Here is a 16,789-nt window from a genome sequence, read left to right as displayed (position 1 = left end):
GAGCAGGGAGCGGTCGGGGACTTCCCGCCAGTCACCGGGCGTGTCGTCGGGCTCGGAGGCGACGAGCGCCGTGGCGGGTCCCGTGCGGTACCACAGGGTGTCGCCCCAGGCGGTGGCGGCGATCGTGTGGCCGTCCGTGAGCAGGAAGTTCAGCCGAGCGGTGGGCCTGGCCGCGGCGACCTGACGGACCACTGCGGCCAGGGCGCCGGCGGGCGGTTCGCCCTGTCGCAGGCGTCGCACGATCATGGCCCACAGCAGGGCCGAGTCGCTGTGTGCGTCCAGCGCCAGCATCTCGGCGGGGGTGAGGCCGGTGGGCAGTCGTGTCCAGTCGGGGACGGCGCCGTTGTGGCTGAACAGCCAGCGGCCGTCGCGGAAGGGCGCGGCTGCCGTCTCGTCCTGGGTGGTGCCCTCGGTGGCCGAGCGGACGGCGGCCAGCACCGCGTGGCTGCGGATTGTCCCTGTCAGCTCGGGGAGGTTCGCGTCGGCCCAGATGGGCACCGCCCGCCGGTAGCGGGCGGGCCGGGGGAAACCGGCGTCGCCCTCGGAGGTGTCCGCCTCGTCCGGGTACCAGCCGACGCCGAATCCGTCGGCGTTGACCGTCCCGTGGCGCTGTCTGGCCGGCTGCCAGGACTGCTCGTACAGGCTGTGCGGGGGTTCGGTGAGCAGCCGCGCGAGTGTTACGGGCGGGCCTACGTAGGCGAGGTGGCGGCACATCAGTCGCGTCCGTTCTCGGAGGCGTCTCGGGCGGTGCGGAAGCCGGCGAAGATCTGCCGCCGGATCGGGTAGTCCCAGTTGCGGAAGGTGCTCCGGCAGGCGACCGGGGCGACGGAGAAGGCGCCGCCGCGCAGCACCTTGTATTCGGGGCCGAAGAAGACCTCGGAGTACTCCTTGTAGGGGAAGGCGGTGAAGTGGGGGTAGGGGGTGAAGTCCGAGGCCGTCCACTCCCAGACGTCGCCGATCAGCTGCCGGGCGCCGCTGGGTGCGGCCCCGGCCGGGTAGCTGCCGACCGGGGCCGGCTGGAGGTGTCGCTGCCCAAGGTTGGCGTGCTCGGGGCCGGGCTCCGCGTCGCCCCAGGGATAGCGTCGGGAGCGGCCCGTCGCGGGGTCGTGCCGTGCCGCCTTCTCCCACTCCGCCTCGGTCGGCAGCCGCCTCCCCGCCCAGCGGGCGTATGCGTCGGCTTCGTACCAGCACACGTGCAGTACGGGTTCGTCGGCGGGGACTTCCTCGATGATCCCGAACCGGCGGCGCAGCCACCGCCCGTGCTCCCGGTGCCAGAACAAGGGCGCCTCGAGCTCGGTCTCCTGGACGTGCTGCCACCCCTCGGGCGTCCACCACTGGGGGTTGCGGTAGCCGTCGGCCGCGATGAACTCCTGGTAGGCGGCGTTGGTGACGGGCACTGTGTCCAGCCAGAAGGCGGGGACGTCCACGGTGTGGTGCGGGCGTTCATTGTCCAGGGCCCACGGCTCGGTGCTGGTGCCCATGGTGAACGGGCCGCCGGGGACCAGCACTTCGCGGGGCAGCCGGGCGGCGTCGGCGGGTGCGCGGGGCGGTGCGGGCGCGTGCAGGACGGGTGCGCCCTGGCGTAGATGGAGAGTGGCGAGCATGGTCTCGTCGTGCTGCTGTTCGTGCTGGGCGAGCATGCCGAACACGAATCCGTCGGCGAGCAGCGGATCGGGGTTGTCGGGTGAGGTGTCCACGCCTGCCAGCACGTCCCAGGTTTCGGTGCGCACCGCGTCCAAGTAGTCGCGAGCGGCGGCCGGGTCGAGCAGGGGCAGGGCCGGGCGGTCGGCACGGGGGTGCTGGAAGGCGTCGTAGAGCGGGTCGAGGTCGGGGCGCAGGCCGGGGCGACGGCCGGCCGTGCGCACCAGCCACAGGTCTTCCTGGTTGGCGATGTGGGCGAGGTCCCATACCAGGGGGGACATCAGCCGTGAGTGCTGGGCGGTGAGGTCCTTGTCGGTGAGCGGGTCGGTGAGGCTCAGGGTCCGGCGCCGGGCGGTCTCCAGCGCGGTGCGAGCGGCGGCGGACGGGGTCCCGGCCGGTCGTACGGCTGTCCCCTCGGCCGGGCAAGCGGGTGCGTCTGGGGATGGTGCGGCAGTGGGGTGGGATGTGGCCCCGTTTCGGGCCGTACTGGAGTCGGTGTGAGAGTTCGTCACGGCATGCCTTTTCGGAGGGTCAGGTGCGGCGGAGCGCGTCCAGTTGGTCATGGGCGGGGCATCGGCCACGTTCTGGGTAGCGCTCGGCGAAATCGGCCAGCGCCTGCCGCAGGACCGCGGAGGCCCCGGGGCGCGCCAGGGCGCTGTCGGCCGCGGCGAAGCAGGCGCGGGCCGCCTTGGCGAGGTCCGGGTCGGCCAGGCCGATGCGAGCCGCCCGCTGCCAGATGTCGTCGGAGGGGACGGGCCGTATGTCCTGGCAGAGCGGCTCCGTTGCCGCGTAGGCGGCATCGGCGGCAGCGGGGTCGTTGAGCAGGGTCGCGGCCAGCACGGTCGGCACGATCCAGTCGTCGCCGTTCTGTGCGTCGGTCATCCGCAGTTCGAGCCAGCCGCGCGGTCTGACCGGCGGGAACAGGGTGCTGAGGTGGTAGTCCAGGTCGGCCAGGGCCGGCCGCCGCAGTCCTGGTGTGCCGCGCAGCCAGTCACGGAAGGTCAGATCCGGGGGCGCGGTCCAGTCGCCGTTGTCGTCGCCCGGTATGCACATCACCTTCGCGTCGAGCGCGTAGCGGGTCCAGGAGACGCGGGGGTCGGCGTGGTAGCGGGGCTGGTGGGTGCGGCCGGCGTCCATCCGGGACCAGACGGCCTGCCGCGTGGACAGCCATCCGCTGGGCCGGCCGTCCACGATCGGGGAGTTGGCGAAGGCGGCTACCAGGACGGGGCCGACACGGTGGGCGAGTTCCCAGCGGTAGCGATAGCCGGAGAAACTGTGGGACTCGTCCCCGCCGTCCAGGTTGATCTGGACGGCGGCGGTACGCCGCATCATGACGCGGCCCGAGGGGCCCTCGCGGTCGAAGAACCTCTCCATGGCCCGGTAGCGGGGATGGTCGAGTATGCGAGGCGGTTCGCGGTACGGGTCGAGACCCTGGCCGACCAGTATCAGGCCGGCCCTCTCGACGGCCTCGCGCAGTACGGTGAGATCCGCGGCCATCGCCTCGACGCACGCGGTGAGGGACAGGGCCGCAGGAGAGCTCAGCTCCACCTGCCCACCCGGCTCACGGGTGATCCTGCTGCCTCCGGATAGGGCGCCCGCGACTTCGGCCGGCGCGAGGGCAGCGTTCAACCGGTCGACGGATACCGGCAGTCCAGGGTCGCGGAAGTCCTGGAGCAGCCACTCCGTCTCCACCCCGGTCCGCTCGGGCGGGCCGGTCTTGAAACACACACCGTGCACATACGCTTCCGCCTCCTCCTCTGTCAGTCCACTCGTCACGGTCTCTGTTCCTCTCGCACAGGCTGATGCGGTTCGGATGTATGGGAGGTCGGCATGCGAACGCTGAGGGCAGTCGGCACGGCAGACTCGAACTCGCCGTCCGGCGCGGCGCACGGGATACGCAGGGTTGGAGCGAGGTGAGCGACGGCATGCCCGCCGGCCTGCGGCTTCGCCTTCTCGGCTGCCACAGGCCATTTCTCCAGGCTCAGACGTTTCCGCAGACAGTGGGACTCCCGGGTGCGGTCCCGGAACCTGACCGCAGTCAGGTTCCGGGACGCACCTCAGATGGACGGTCTTCCCGTCGCCCGCCCTCCGAGGGGCGAGGCGTCAGACCCGGACCGTCTTGAGGGCGCGGGCCCAGGACTCCAGCTGGTCGAACAGGGTGGTCGCGGCAGCGTCGTGCTGCTCGCCCGGCTTGAAGACGGAGAAGTTCTCGAAGTCGGTGAACAGCGAGAAAGACAGCTGCTGACGCACGTGGGCCAGCTGCAGTTCGCTGGCCACGGCCCGCAGGTGCTCGATGGCCCGAGCGCCGCCGAGAGAACCGTAGGAGACGAAGGCGGCGGCCTTGTTGTTCCACTCGCCGTACAGGTAGTCGATAGCGTTCTTGAGTACGCCGGAGGTGGAGTGGTTGTACTCGGGGGTCACGAAGATGTACCCGTCGAACTCGGCGATCTTGGCCGCCCAGGCCTTGGTGTGCTCACCCTGGTACTGACCCATGGCCGGCGGAATGGCCTCGTCCAGGTGGGGCAGCGGGTAGTCGGCAAGGTCGACCAGCTCGTACTCGACGCCGGTGCGGGCGCCGGACCGGTCCACCACCCAGTCCGCGACAACCTTGCCGTTGCGGCCGGGCCGGGTGCTGCCGAGGATGACGGCGATCTTCAGGTCACTCATGCGGTCTTCTCCTTGATGGGCCGCCGATGCGAGGCCGGCCACTTCACTTGAATTTTCATGTCACATCTTAGGACAGGGACACATGAACATTCAAGTGTGAGCCGCGACTCGTGAACGTTCATGCCAGATAGACTCCGGGCATGCCTGAACAGCCTCCGCACCCGAACGATCAGCGCCGCTGGCTGACCCCGGCGGAGCTGGAGACATGGCAGCAGTTCGGCCGGATGCTGCACAGACTGCCCGCCGCCCTGGAAGCGCAGCTGCAGCAGGACGCGAACCTCAGTTACATCGAGTACTACGTCCTCGCCGGACTGTCCGACCAGCCGGGACGCCGCATGCGCATGAGCGACCTGGCCGTCCTCGCCAACTCCGAGCAGTCCCGTCTCTCCCACATGATCAGCAGGCTGGAGCGCCGGGGTTTCGTCCGCCGCGAACCCGACCCCACCAACGGCCGCTACACCCACGCGATCCTGACCGACGCCGGCTACGCCCATCTCGCCGAAGCCGCCCCAGGGCACGTGGCCCGGGTACGCGACCTCGTCTACGACGTGCTCGACCCCGCCGAACTGGACAGTCTGCGCACCGCCGCCGAGAAGATCAGCGAGAGGATCGACCGCCGGGAGCAGCAGGCCTGCCCCAGCAAGGACACCGCCCAGCGGCTTCCACACCGTGACGCCACCCGGTGACGGACCCCGATGCGAGCGACGCCGGGCATCCGGCGTCCCGCATCGACCGGGACAACGGCTGCCACGGTGGCGATGCCCTTCCCCGTCCGGGCGTGGCGGAGCCGAGAGCCGATGCCGGATCAATGGCCTGCAATGATCGTTCGGCATCGAACCCGACACAGGCACGGTCTACTACGTCCTTCCACAGGGCGAGGCATGGACTCCTCCGTCGACCTGTGGCTGCTTCCCCTGCACACTACGGCCCGCGCGTCAGCGAGTCCGAGATCCTCAGCGATCCGGATGACCGCGAGGACGAAGCCCTGGCTGAGCCCAGCATGCTCGCTGACGAACTCAAGAAGATCGATCCACCTGCCTTCGACGGCTACATCGGGTTCATCCGGGCCGAGTTCCTCGGCTGCTTGGCTCTGGGTAGTCGCTCGCGGCCGCCACGACGCCCAAGCGATCACTCACCGTGCCCGACGCGTCAAGCGGCTCGTGATACGCGACACCGCAACATGCGAGCCCACCAGTCTCAACCCCCGACCCATGACACGGCATCCGACCCTGCCGCGCCGCAACACCGCCGGCTCACCGACGAGGAGCAGTGCGTCTGGCGCTCGTACCTGCACGCCACCACCCTGCTCGAGGACCACCTCGACCGCCAGATGCAGCGCGACGCGGGGATGCCGCACGTCTACTACTACGGTCTCCTCGTCCAGCACGTCGAGGCCCCGGGCCACCCGGGGACCGAGCCGGCCAGGAACGCGAAGATCATGCGCTCCCGCCTCTCGCACGCGATCGCCCGGCTGGAGAAGAGCGGCTGGGTGTGCCGCGAGGACTGCTCCTTCGACAAGCGGGGCCAGTTCGCGGTGCTGACCGACGAGGGTGTGGCGGTGCTGCGGCGCACCGCGCCGGGCCATATGACCGCCGTGCGCCAGACGCTGTTCGAGCGGCTGACCCCAGAGCAGCAGAAGACCCTCGGCGAGATCATGGAGATCGTCGCCGAGGTTCTTCAGCCGAACGAAGCGGGTGCGGAGCTCACTCAGGGAGCCTGGGCCCGGGATGCGCGTCCACGACTCAGGGGGACCCGGTGCCTCAGTGGGCGATCACCGGCACCGCCACCTCGTCCTCGACGCTCTCGCTGCCCGCGTGGCCGGCGTTGACCAGGGTCACGACGATCAGCGCGGCGAGCACCAGCATGCCGACGGCGAACCAGATGGCGTTGGTGTAGCCGTGCACCGTTCCCTGCAGCTGGACCAGCTGCTGCTGCGGCTTCGTCGCGGCGCCGGTGATGTGGTCCTTGACGTACGAGGTCGTCGCGGAGGTGGCGACCGTGTTCAGCAGGGCAGTACCGATCGCGCCGCCCACCTGCTGCGAGGTGTTGACCATCGCGGAGGCGACACCGGCGTCCCGGGGCTCGACGCCCAGGGTAGCCAGGGACATGGCGGGATTGAACGTCGTACCCATGCCGAGACCGAGCAGCACCAGCGCCGGCAGGACGGTCGAGGCGTACGACGAGCCGGTCTCCAGCTGCACCAGCAGGAACATGCCGACCGCGGCCACCAGAAAGCCGGGGCCCATCAGGAACCGGGGCGGGACGCGGGTCATCAGACGCGTGCCGATCTGGGTCGAACCGACCATCATGCCCGCGACCATCGGCAGGAAGGAGAACCCGCTCTTGATCGGCGAGTAGCCCTTCACGACCTGCAGGTAGTAGGTCAGGAACAGGAAGGAGCCGAACATCGCGATGACCGCGATGCCGAGGGAGAGGTAGACGCCGCCGCGGTTGCGGTCGGTGACCACGCGCAGGGGCATCAGCGGGGCCTTGACCTTGGCCTCGGTGAGGACGAAGGCGAGCAGCAGGACCACCGACGCGACGAACAGGGAGATGGTCGTGGTGTCGCCCCAGCCGTCGGACTCGGCGCGGGTGAAGCCGTAGACCAGCGAGACCAGGCCCAGGGTGGACAGGACCACGCCGGGGCTGTCGAGCGGGGAACGGTTGCGGCCGCCCTCGGGCTCACGGACGACGAAGTAGGCGCCGGCCGCCGCGACGATCGCGAACGGGATGTTGACGAAGAACGTCCAGCGCCAGTCCAGGTACTCGGTGAGCACACCGCCGAGGATGAAGCCGACAGCGCCGCCGCCACCGGCGATCGCGCCGTAAATGCCGAACGCCTTCGCGCGCTCCTTGGCGTCCGTGAACATCACGGCGAGCAGGGAGAGCGCGGCCGGGGCGAGCAGGGCGCCGAAGACGCCCTGGAGGGCGCGGGCGCCGTACATCATCGCGCCGTTGGTCGCCGCGCCGCCGAGCGCGGAGGCGGCGGCGAAGCCGATCAGGCCTATGACAAAGGCGCGCTTGCGGCCCCACAGGTCGGCCACCCGGCCGCCGAACAGGAGCAGACCGCCGAAGGCCAGGGCGTAGGCCGTGACGACCCACTGCCGGTTGCCGTCGGAGATGCCCAGGTCCTGCTGGGCGGAGGGCAGGGCAATGTTCACGATGGTGGCGTCGAGGACGACCATCAGCTGGGCGAGCGCGATGAAGACAAGCGCTTTCCAGCGGTTGGCGTGCGCGTCGCCGGGAGCCTTGGAGGCTGTTCGAGGCATGGAGCTATCCACTTCGGGACTTCGTAGGAAAAGAGGCTGGCTGAAGGTGACTGAGGGCGTGAGGGAACGGCTCGTCCACGTCGACGGCCGACGGCTTCGTCGCGAGTGACGACCCCGGCACGGCGCCGAACCCATCGGCCGGGTCGGGTCGGGTCACATCGGTGCTCGCGCGGTGCTCGTCCGGCCTGAACCGGTCGGTCCGGTCAGGTCTGGCTCGGTGCAGGTCAGGCTTGGCGCAGGTCCTCCATGGTCACGGCCACCCCCGGCAGGACGGATGGGGCCGGAGCCCGCAGCCCGTCCAGGAACTGCTGAAGATCACGGTGCACGAAGCGGTCGACGCTCAAGCGGGCCGTGCCGGCCGGGGGCCGGCTGAGCTGGGTCACGGCGACCAACAGGTCACCGACGCCGACATCGGTGCGCAGCAGACCGGCCGCCTTGGCCCGGTCCATGAGCTCCCCGACGATCCGCTCGGCTCGTTCCCGAGCGGCCTCCAGGTCGGGGTGATGCTCGTCGAAGGTGCTGGAGACCATCGGGCACAGGGCACTGATCCGCTCGTCGGCGGCAACGTGCGCGAAACGCTCCAGCATCGCCGCTCTCCGCGAGGGTCTCCTCCGCCGCCCGCACCGTGCGATCCATGACCGAACTGCGGAAAACCCACGGCAGTCACACAGGACGCCCTTTCACTTGAACCTTCATGTCACACCCTAGGGCAACGACACATGAAGATTCAAGTGTGAGCTCCGACTCACGAACGTTCACGCCAGACAGACGCTGACCCCGGCGGAGCTGGCCCCCGGCATCGGTGAAACGCAACTGGGGGCCGGGATGCGGGCGTTCCTTCCCGGACGCCGGCACAGACCGCGGACCGGCTCGGCGCCGACCTCGACCAGGCTGCGATCTCCGGTCGAGCGGACTCTGGGCTGGCTGATGAACCACCGCCGCCTGGCCCGCGGCGGCCGGGCCCATCTGCTCGCTCGGTTCGGCCGGGTACTCGGCGTTCGCCATCTTCGCGACGAGTCGCGGAGCGGCACGTCGGGGAACGAGCGTGCGGCCGGTCCGGCGCCAGGGCCCTTCACCTGACTTGTTCATGCAGCTGTTGGCAGCGATGACGGCGGCTGTTCCACCGAGGCTGGCCAGCGGGACGGGAACTCCCGGACCAGAAATGTGCCCAGGGCGACATCCGGTCCCAGCCGTAGATGTAGATGGCTACGAAGATGGCCTCAAGGAAGAAGAACAGGCCCTCGATCGCGAACGGGAAGCCGAGGCAGCCCCGTAGTTCTTCATCAAGCCGGCCAGAGGGTGCCCAGCTCGAAGGAGAGGACCGTGCCCGTGATCGCGCCGACGGCGAACAGGACAGCGGCAACCTTCGACCATCTCCGCGCGAGCAGAAGAGCCTCTGCATCTCCCTTGCGCAGCCCTCGGAAATGCACGATGAGCATGAACGTCGTCAGGGCAACACCAAAGGGCACGACTCCAGGTTGAAGTCGCCCGGAACGCCGAATAGATGACCGACGCCGACTTCTTTCAGACGACGCGTCAGGAAGTCACCGATCGGCATGTTGGTGGGGTTCTTCATTTCAAGTCCATTCCTGCGTGGCATGCCCTGTTCCTGCGCAACCGCACGATTCGCAAGACGAGGGGTATGAGGCTCGTTCTTAACCTCCCGCCGGAGGACGGGGCGCTCGTGGCCGCCGACGGGAGCTGTGGCCTTGTCGCTCGGTCAGCGCTCGAGGATTTCCACCGGCCGCGGACCGGTCGCTGTCGTCCCGGCTCTGAGGTATTCGGTGAGGTCGTCCAGCGACTCTGCCCGGTGTACCTCAAGCTCGTAGCCGCGTGCGATGTCCAGCACGCCAAGGCCGGAGATGTCGAGGTAGGAGCCCTCCGGGACGTGCAGCAAAGTGCCCAGGTGAAGGCCGACGGATCCCTATCAGGACGCCGCCTTGCTGGCCCGTGCGGGGGTGCTTCCCTACATGCCGGCCCCGCTCACTGCACGCTGCCACCGCGATCCTCGAATGCACGAGCTGGTACACGGCCGCTTGGCCACGGCCCTGACCAGGAGAACACTCCACATGTGGGCTCAGAAACACCGAAGGATCCCCGAACGTTACCCAGCGGTGGGCTCCCAGGCCCGAGCCATGCCGCTACTTGTCGTCTTGGTGTAGGCGCGAGCGTTGTCGGACGAGCCCACACGTCGCTCACTCCCCCGGGGCCTGGCCACGCGGATCGACCGTGCCGTCCCCCGGTGGGTGCGACTGGTCGGTGAGGGCGTGCAGGGCCAGCTCGATCCTGATCTCCTCGCTGTCCAGCCCCGCCTGCAGTCGGCGCAGGACGATGTCGTCGATGCTGCGCTCGTCCCGCAGACGGATCAGGGCGCTGCGCTTGACGCCGATCAGGGCGAGGCGGAGTTCGAGTCCCGCGCGCATGCCGGGATCGGTGGTTTCGGTCGCCCGCGCGTCCTCGGCGGCGTATTGGCGCAGTTCGCCCAGGATGGCGTCGGCGGTCTCCGGCGGTGTATCCAGGCGGCCGGCGTGGTCGGGAAGGGCCTCCAGCGCCGCGGCGGCGATCTGGCGATGGGCGCGGCGTTCCTCTGCGGTCTCGTCGGGATCGCCGCGAAGTCCGGACCAGCGGACCACCGCGGGCATGGTCGTCCCCTGGAGGACCAGCGTGACCAGGATGACGGTCACGGCGGCGAAGACCAGCAGACCGTGTCCCTCGAGTGGCCGGCCTGCGGCCGTGGTGGCCGGAACGGCGAGGGCGGCCGCCAGCGACACGGCCCCGCGCACCCCGCTCCAGGCGACGGGGAACCTTTGCCGGGCGCCAGAGCGCAGCGTGCGCTGGACCGGGCGGCGGTCGACGGCGCGGATGAGGTACGGCACCGAGTACAGCCACAGCAGGCGCGTGGCGATCACCACGCCGCTGACCAGCAAGGCGGTGACCACCGCATGTCCCAGGGAGACGGAGCTGATCGCGCTCACGATGGCGGGTGTCTGGATGCCCACCAGGACGAACAGGGCACTGTTGAGAATGAACGTGCTCACCTCCCAGAAGCCGATGATCTGCACGCGCGCGCCCGCGCCGATCACCCTGGGGCCGAGCTGACTGAGGATGAGACCACAGGTGACCACCGCCAGGACACCGGAAACGCCCACGGCCTGCGCGGGCAGATAGGCGGCGAACGGGGTGAGCACAGCCAGGGCGCTCTCCACCGTGCGGTCGTTCAACCGTCTGCGCAGCGCCACCACGACGGCGCCGCAGGCGGCGCCGATCGCGACCCCTCCCGCGTAGGTCAGCAGGAAGCGCGCGACCGTGCCCCACCAGCTAAACGCCTGTCCCTCCACGAGGACACCGACCACCACCGCGAAGAGGGCGAGCGCGGTGCCGTCGTTGATCAGGCTCTCCGCCCGCAGGATGGTCCGGACCCGCCGGGGCAGGCCCCTGGCGACCGCAGCCACGGCGATGGCGTCGGTGGGAGCGACGACGGCGCCCAGGACGAAGGCGAGCGGCCAGGACAGGCCCAGCCCGTGCCCCACCGCAGCCACGGCGGCGGCCGTGGCCAGCACCAGTCCGGTGCCGAGCAGCATGATGCCGCGCACGTTCGTCCGGATCTCGCGGAGCGAGGTGGTCAGCGATTGCCAGTAGAGGAGGGGAGGCAGGAACAGCAGCAGGACGACCTCGGGAGGCAGGACCAGCGTGCGGAAGTCCGGGATGAGACCGAGCAGGCAGCCGCCCGCCACCAGCATGACCGGCTCGTTCCAGCGCAGGCGGCGAGCCAGCCACGTCATGGCCACCACAGCCGCGAGGATCACCACGGTGACTTCCAGGCCATGCATTCGGCACCGCCTTCCTTATGGGGCGGGCACCCCTCTTCCTGGTGCTCCTCGGAGCCGTGGCGCAGCCCTGGCCCGGGCACGCCGCAGAGGTGCGCGGTTCAGCCCTGGGCCCGGCGGATGGCGGCCCTGGCCTCCTCCTCGGCGAAGCCTCCCCAGTCCCCGCCCGGCTGCCAGGTGCCGAGCGCGATGCGGGACACCTTCAGGCCGGACCTGCCTAACGTCGTCGTGTGCACAGCTACCTCCTTAGGCCAGATTGAGTCTTTCCAATCCCACGCGATCAGTAGCCGCGTTCTCCAGCAGTGCATGCCTGGTGACCAGCCGATACATCGCAGGACCAAGTAGAAGATCGACAGCGGCGTTCGGGCCGACGCCCGCCCCCAGTTGGCCTCGATCGACGCTACGGTCCTAGATGTATTGATCATGGTGCTTGCTCCCGTTCGCCAGTCACGACGTGGGAGGCCGGGTCCATGCGGCGTCGGAAGCCGAGAGCCGACGGGCGGACACGGCGGTGCCGACGAGCAGGAGCAGTGCAAGGCCCAAGGCTGCGGACAGGGCGACGTGCAGGAGGAGAAGGCCGCCGATGAGGGCACCGAGGAGCATCGCCAGGACGGAGAGGACACGACGGCCGGGCCGCGGTCCTGTGCCGCCTGCCGTCCTGGAGTCGGCGGCGAGTCCGGTGAGGGTCAGGGTGAGGACGGTCGTGGTGAGGTCCGGGACGCCGAGGCGCCGGGCGACCGCGTTCTGCACGCCCATGCCCAGGGCGAGGAGCACGATGAGCACGTACTGGACACCTGAAGTCACCTTGTTGTCGGTGGTCGCAGCCACGACCACCGTCATGGCCACCAACAGCACCTGTGCCGCGGTGGCGAGGGTGAGCAGCCGTCCGCGGTGGGTGCCCAGTTGGGCGTGCAGCCGACCTCCGGCGAGCGCACCACCGAGAAAGGCGCCCAGGGCGGTGACGGAGGCGAGGGCCGACAGCCCCGAGGCGCCGGCCAGTGCGAACCCGAGGAACACGACGTTGCCGGTCATGTTGGCGACGAAGACGTGGCCGAGTCCCAGATAGCTCACCGCGTCGACCAGCCCTGTCACCACCGTGAGTGTGAGCATCAGCGGCGGGAGCGGGCCATGAGGGTCGTCCCGCGGCGGGACGAGCGTATGCACGGCATCAGTCAGCAGTCTGCGCATGCGGTGCCTTCCTCAACGGGCCTCGGTGAACGACGGCCCGCAGGCGGACTACGGCGGCGGCTTCCTCAGGTAGTCGACGGCGGCGAGGTCTTCGTCCTCGTGCCCGGCTGCGACGGTTGCCTCCAGGCGGTCTCGGACGGCCCGGAGCAGCGGGCTGGGGGCGGCGGCCGCCGCGGCCAGGTCGATGTCCTTCAGGGCGAGTTGCACCGCGAATCCGGGCGCATAGGAGCCGTCGTCCATGACGCCTACTTTCTGCAACTCGTACGGCATGGCGAGCGGGCCCGCCTCAAGCACCCGGACAAACGTCGCGTGGTCGACGCCGAGAGCGTCGCACAGCGCAAGGACATCGCTCATGGCAACCGTCGAGGCAGCCATCCAGGCGTTGACCGCAAGCTTGACGGCACTGCCCTCGGTCCCCGTCCCGACATGCAGCACGGACGAGCCAAGATCGTCGAGCACGGGTCGCGCCCGCACAAGGACATCCTCGGAGCCGGCAACCAGCCAGACCAGCTTCCCCTGCAAAGCGGGAGCGGTGCTTCCCGAAACCGGTGCGTCGAGGTACGCAACACCGTGATCACGAGCGAGACCGGCCAGGGCAGCGGCGCTCCGTGGCCCTACCGTGCTCGCCTGCACCCAGACGGCATCGTTGTCGAGCCGACCGACGGCATTCGACATGACCTGTGCGACCGCATCGCCGTCACGGAGCACAGTGAGGACGACGGACGCGCCGGAGACCGCATCGCCCACCGCGCTCACTGCCGTGACCCCGGCAGCGTATTCCGCCACCGCACGGGCTCTCTCCTCCGTACGGTTCCACAGCCTTACCTGGTGGCCCGTATCTCCGAGCCGCGTCGCCATCGCAGCGCCGAGTGCGCCTGCTCCGAGAACAGCGACGGTGGAAGCGTGAGCCATGGAGAACCCCTTACCTGTTTCCCCTTACCCATGTTCCACCGGCAAGCCGAGTCTTTCCCGGCAAAGGAGCGCAAGCGCCTTCACGAGTAGCAAGTCGGTGATCGGTCAAGTACCAGATGGGGCGACTGGAGGATCGACGGCACCCTTTGATCCAGGCGCTGCGGCGAAGTAGCGACCAGCTTCGGCGGCCTCCGCCGACGGGTCGAGCAGGCGCCGGATCCGGTCCTGAAGCCGCCACTGCGAGGGCAGCACTTCGGGCGGGCCGGCGTCAGCCGGTTCGTCCAGGCGGTGACCGCAGCCCCGGCGAGGTAGGGCGGAGATCCCTTGTTCGGCGTTGCGGCATTGAGCCGGGTGCGGCGGCTTTGCTGGATCCGTGATCAAACACGTGTGCCAGCCGATGCGGCGCAGGACGCCGGCGCGCGGCGGCGCCCATGTGCCGGTGGCGCCGCTGAGCATCACGCTGCTCGCCCGGGACAAGAAGGGGTGGGCGGGGTTGTGCCGGCTGGTGTCGGCGGCTCACGTCGATACCTCTGCCACGGACGGGCTGCCGGTGGCGGACTGGGCGGCGCTGCGTGCGCATGCCGTCCGAGGGCTGACCGTGCTTCTGGGCCCGGTGTCCGAGCCGGTGCGCGCGCTCGCGGCCGGCCGGCCTGATGTGGCCGAGCAGCTGCTGGTCCCGTGGCGGGAGCTGTTCGGGTCGTCGCTGCGGCTGGAGGTCGTCTACCAGGGGCTGGACGGGACGGGGCCGGGGTCGCTGCGGCTTGCCGCGCGCACCCTGCAGCTGGCCGACCGGCTCGGTGTGGCGGTGGTGCTGTCGAACGCGGTTCGCTACGCCGATCCCGGGCAGCACCGGCTTGCGGATGTGCTGGATGCGGCGCGGTTGCTGCGCCCGATCGACTTCCGCCGTCGCGACGAGCTCGATCCGGGCGAGCGGTGGCTGAAGGGCCCGGAGGCGATGGCCGCGGCCGCGGTCCGGATCGCCGAGGCCGTTGGGGCCGGCCCGGAGCGGGCGGGACAGCTGCTCGAGCAGACGGTTCGTACGGGCGCGGAGTGACGGCTGGACCCGGCGGCCGATCTGGGGCTGGGCGCAGCGCACTTCCCCGAGCCGGAGGTCGTCGGCGCGGACGGCGGGCCGGGGCATGCGGCGCGGCTGTTGCGGGAGCGCTGCGAGGCCGGCCTCGTACGCCGCGGCCTGGACCGCGACGTCGCGGCGCGGGAGCGGCTGGATCAGGAACTCGCGGTGATCGGGCGGCTGGAGTACGACACGTACTTCCTCACCGTCGCGCAGGTGGTGGCGGATGTGCGGGAGATAAAAATCCGGGTCGCCGCCCGCGGCTCGGGGGCAGGGTCGATGGTCAACCACTGCCTGTTCATCGCCACCGCCAACCCACTCGATCATGGCTTGCTCATGGAACGCTTCCTCAGCGTGCGCCGGGCGTCGCTGCCGGACATCGACATCGACGTCGAGTCCGCGCGACGGCTCGAGGTCTACCGGCGGATCTTCGACCGGTTCGGCCACGAGCGGGTCGCGGTCACCGGCATGCCCGAGACCTACCGGGCCCGGCACGCGCTGCGCGACACCGGGCTCGCGCTGGGAATCGCGCCCCAGGACGTGGACCGGATCGCAAAATCGTTCCCCCACATCCGGGCGATGGACATCCGTGCCGCGTTGGCCGAGCTGCCCGAGCTGCGCCGGCTCGCTGCCGAAGCCGACCGCTTCGGGCCGCTGTTCGAGCTCACCGAGGGCCTGGACGCGCTGCCACACGGCATGGCGGTGCACCCGTGCGGAGTGCTCCTCACCAACACCAGCCTGCTGGACCGGCTGCCGGTGCAGCCCACCCCCGGCAGGCAGTTCCCGATGGTGCAAGCAGCCAAAGAGGAGGTCGAACAGCTCGGCCTGATCAAGCTCGACGTGCTGGGGGTGCGGATGCAGTCAGCGATGGCCCACGCCGTGAACGAGATCGAGCGCACCACCAGTCGGCGCATCGACCTGGACGACCCCACCCAGGTGCCGCTGGACGACTTCTTCGCGTTCAAAATGATCCAGGCCTCCGACACGATCGGGATGTTCCAGCTCGAGAGCCCGGGCCAGCAGGACCTGCTCGGCCGGCTCCAGCCCCGCGGGACGTCATCGCCGACATCAGCCTGTTCCGGCCCGGCCCCGTCGCCGGCGGCATGCCCGAGCAGTACATCGCCGCCCGCCACGGAAACCCGCCGCCCTTCCCGCACCCCGACCTCGAGCCGGCGCTCGCCGACACGTACGGGGTGGTGATCTGGCACGAGCAGATCATCGAGATGATCTCCATCCTGACCGGCTGCGACCGGGCACTCGCCGAGATCGCCCGCCGCGCCCTCGGCGACGAAGAGCGCATGCCGCGCCTGCGGGCCTGGTTCATGCAGCAGGCCGGTTCCCGCGGCTACACACCCGACGTGCTTGAGCAGGTGTGGGAGACGATCGAGGCCTTCGGCGCGAACGGCTTCTGCCGCGCGCACGCGGTTGCCTTCGCCGTCCCCGCCCTGCAATCCGCCTGGCTGAAGGCCCACCACCCGGCCGCCCTGTACGCCGGCTTGCTCGAGCACGACCCGGGCATGTGGCCCAAGCGCGTCCTGGTCGCCGACGCCCGCCGCCACGACGTTCCCGTCCTGCCGGTCGACGTCGACCGCTCCCGCGCCACGTACGTGATCGAGAAGGTCGCGGACGGCAGGTTCGGGGTGCGGCTGTCCCTGTCCGGGATCAAGGCCATCAGCGAGGACCAGGTCGCCCGGCTTGTGGCCGACCAGCCGTACAAGTCGCTGCAGGACCTGTGGCATCGGGCCCGCCCGTCCCGCCCCACGGCCGAGCGGCTGGCCTCCATCGGCGCGTTCGACACGCTCGCCGGCCCGCTCACCCGCCGCGACCTGCTGCTGCACATCCACGAGCTCCACCAGCACACCCGCAGCCGCACCACGGGTGCCGGGCAGCTGCCGATCGACAACGGCCAGGAGTACGTAGCCGAGCCCGCCGGTCTGCCCGAGATGACCGGCCGCGAGGCCCTCGGCGCCGAGCTCGAGGTCCTCGGCATCGACGTCTCCCGGCACCTGATGGAGCACCACCACCGGCTCCTGCGCGAGATCGGCGCCACCGACGCCGCCCATCTCAAGGCGCTGCACACGGGCCAGAGCGTGCTTGTGACTGGGATCGGTAGTTGGCACTAGGGCCTGTGTTAGGTCGTGATCAATCTTGCCGATCCGGATCCGCCTGGAAGGCGGATCCGGTAGGAAGACGAGCGTGACGCGCAGACAACT

The 16,789-nt window shown here is 70.0% G+C and carries 13 protein-coding genes and 4 pseudogenes; 3 read left to right on the top strand and 14 right to left on the bottom strand.

Going from position 1 to position 16,789, the window contains the following annotated elements; translation table 11 throughout:
• Positions 1 to 24: 24 nt before the first annotated feature.
• The 4 genes and pseudogenes from egtC to ACWCP0_RS37700 all read right to left on the bottom strand — a co-directional run.
• Positions 25 to 714: pseudogene (gene egtC / locus ACWCP0_RS37715) on the bottom strand (ergothioneine biosynthesis protein EgtC); the annotation flags it as partial.
• A complete protein-coding gene (gene egtB / locus ACWCP0_RS37710; RefSeq protein WP_451083282.1) occupies positions 714 to 2,003 on the bottom strand; it encodes an ergothioneine biosynthesis protein EgtB in 1,290 nt (429 codons plus the stop codon). The pseudogene egtC and the gene egtB, both read right to left, overlap by 1 nt.
• A 169-nt stretch (positions 2,004 to 2,172) precedes the next feature.
• Positions 2,173 to 3,417 carry an ergothioneine biosynthesis glutamate--cysteine ligase EgtA gene (gene egtA, locus ACWCP0_RS37705; protein ID WP_451083259.1) on the bottom strand — a complete coding sequence of 415 codons (1,245 nt, stop codon included), beginning with the start codon at positions 3,415 to 3,417 and terminating at the stop codon, positions 2,173 to 2,175.
• 327 nt (positions 3,418 to 3,744) lie between these two features.
• Positions 3,745 to 4,308 carry an NADPH-dependent FMN reductase gene (locus tag ACWCP0_RS37700; RefSeq protein ID WP_385426642.1) on the bottom strand — a complete coding sequence of 188 codons (564 nt, stop codon included), beginning with the start codon at positions 4,306 to 4,308 and terminating at the stop codon, positions 3,745 to 3,747.
• 140 nt (positions 4,309 to 4,448) lie between these two features.
• Here ACWCP0_RS37700 and ACWCP0_RS37695 point away from each other — a divergent pair, with 140 nt between their 5' ends.
• Together ACWCP0_RS37695 and ACWCP0_RS37690 are read left to right on the top strand one after the other, a co-directional pair.
• Positions 4,449 to 4,994 (top strand): MarR family winged helix-turn-helix transcriptional regulator, encoded by a 546-nt coding sequence (locus tag ACWCP0_RS37695; RefSeq protein WP_451083258.1) that lies wholly within the window; start codon positions 4,449 to 4,451, stop codon positions 4,992 to 4,994.
• A gap of 494 nt (positions 4,995 to 5,488) precedes the next feature.
• A pseudogene (locus ACWCP0_RS37690) lies at positions 5,489 to 6,013 on the top strand (MarR family winged helix-turn-helix transcriptional regulator); the annotation flags it as partial.
• A 55-nt stretch (positions 6,014 to 6,068) separates the two neighbouring features.
• Here the strand turns inward: ACWCP0_RS37690 and ACWCP0_RS37685 are convergent.
• From ACWCP0_RS37685 to ACWCP0_RS37640, 10 genes and pseudogenes are all read right to left on the bottom strand, one after another.
• Positions 6,069 to 7,577 carry an MFS transporter gene (locus tag ACWCP0_RS37685; RefSeq protein WP_451083257.1) on the bottom strand — a complete coding sequence of 503 codons (1,509 nt, stop codon included), beginning with the start codon at positions 7,575 to 7,577 and terminating at the stop codon, positions 6,069 to 6,071.
• A 224-nt stretch (positions 7,578 to 7,801) separates the two neighbouring features.
• A pseudogene (locus ACWCP0_RS37680) lies at positions 7,802 to 8,219 on the bottom strand (SbtR family transcriptional regulator); the annotation flags it as partial.
• A gap of 430 nt (positions 8,220 to 8,649) precedes the next feature.
• The gene (locus ACWCP0_RS37675; RefSeq protein ID WP_451083256.1) at positions 8,650 to 8,940 is read right to left on the bottom strand and encodes a cytochrome ubiquinol oxidase subunit I; all 291 of its coding nucleotides are present in this window, start codon (positions 8,938 to 8,940) and stop codon (positions 8,650 to 8,652) included.
• Positions 8,861 to 9,046, bottom strand: a complete 186-nt coding sequence (locus ACWCP0_RS37670) for a cytochrome ubiquinol oxidase subunit I (protein ID WP_451083255.1) — start codon at positions 9,044 to 9,046, stop codon at positions 8,861 to 8,863. The genes ACWCP0_RS37675 and ACWCP0_RS37670 overlap by 80 nt, the downstream gene beginning before the upstream one ends.
• Positions 9,025 to 9,153: a hypothetical protein gene (locus tag ACWCP0_RS37665; RefSeq protein ID WP_451083254.1), complete on the bottom strand. Its 129-nt coding sequence runs from the start codon at positions 9,151 to 9,153 to the stop codon at positions 9,025 to 9,027. Before ACWCP0_RS37665 ends, ACWCP0_RS37670 begins: the two co-directional genes overlap by 22 nt.
• Positions 9,154 to 9,297: 144 nt before the next feature.
• A complete protein-coding gene (locus ACWCP0_RS37660; protein ID WP_451083253.1) occupies positions 9,298 to 9,474 on the bottom strand; it encodes a hypothetical protein in 177 nt (58 codons plus the stop codon).
• A gap of 298 nt (positions 9,475 to 9,772) precedes the next feature.
• Complete coding sequence (locus ACWCP0_RS37655) at positions 9,773 to 11,407, bottom strand: Na+/H+ antiporter (protein ID WP_451083252.1); 1,635 nt, start codon at positions 11,405 to 11,407, stop codon at positions 9,773 to 9,775.
• A 98-nt stretch (positions 11,408 to 11,505) separates the two neighbouring features.
• On the bottom strand, positions 11,506 to 11,640 hold the full coding sequence (locus ACWCP0_RS37650; RefSeq protein ID WP_451083251.1) for a hypothetical protein: 135 nt from the start codon (positions 11,638 to 11,640) through the stop codon (positions 11,506 to 11,508).
• A 211-nt stretch (positions 11,641 to 11,851) separates the two neighbouring features.
• Positions 11,852 to 12,592 (bottom strand): YoaK family protein, encoded by a 741-nt coding sequence (locus ACWCP0_RS37645; RefSeq protein WP_451083250.1) that lies wholly within the window; start codon positions 12,590 to 12,592, stop codon positions 11,852 to 11,854.
• Positions 12,593 to 12,640: 48 nt separating this feature from the next.
• Entirely contained in the window at positions 12,641 to 13,504 is an 864-nt protein-coding gene (locus ACWCP0_RS37640) for an NAD(P)-dependent oxidoreductase (protein ID WP_451083249.1), read from the bottom strand.
• A gap of 400 nt (positions 13,505 to 13,904) precedes the next feature.
• Between ACWCP0_RS37640 and dnaE the strand changes: the two are divergent.
• Positions 13,905 to 16,684, top strand: a pseudogene (gene dnaE / locus ACWCP0_RS37635) (DNA polymerase III subunit alpha); the annotation flags it as partial.
• Positions 16,685 to 16,789: the final 105 nt, after the last annotated feature.

The sequence above is a fragment of the Streptomyces sp. NPDC001970 genome (assembly GCF_053594115.1).
The sequence above is the reverse complement of the archived record's forward strand: the minus strand, read 5'-3'. Positions and strand labels throughout refer to the sequence as shown.

Coding starts and splice junctions, on each gene's coding strand:
- ACWCP0_RS37665 (WP_451083254.1), bottom strand. CDS start 9,153: ATGAAGAACCCCACCAACATGCCGATCGGTGACTTCCTGACGCGTCGT.
- ACWCP0_RS37640 (WP_451083249.1), bottom strand. CDS start 13,504: ATGGCTCACGCTTCCACCGTCGCTGTTCTCGGAGCAGGCGCACTCGGC.
- ACWCP0_RS37685 (WP_451083257.1), bottom strand. CDS start 7,577: ATGCCTCGAACAGCCTCCAAGGCTCCCGGCGACGCGCACGCCAACCGC.
- ACWCP0_RS37695 (WP_451083258.1), top strand. CDS start 4,449: ATGCCTGAACAGCCTCCGCACCCGAACGATCAGCGCCGCTGGCTGACC.
- ACWCP0_RS37655 (WP_451083252.1), bottom strand. CDS start 11,407: ATGCATGGCCTGGAAGTCACCGTGGTGATCCTCGCGGCTGTGGTGGCC.
- ACWCP0_RS37645 (WP_451083250.1), bottom strand. CDS start 12,592: ATGCGCAGACTGCTGACTGATGCCGTGCATACGCTCGTCCCGCCGCGG.
- ACWCP0_RS37700 (WP_385426642.1), bottom strand. CDS start 4,308: ATGAGTGACCTGAAGATCGCCGTCATCCTCGGCAGCACCCGGCCCGGC.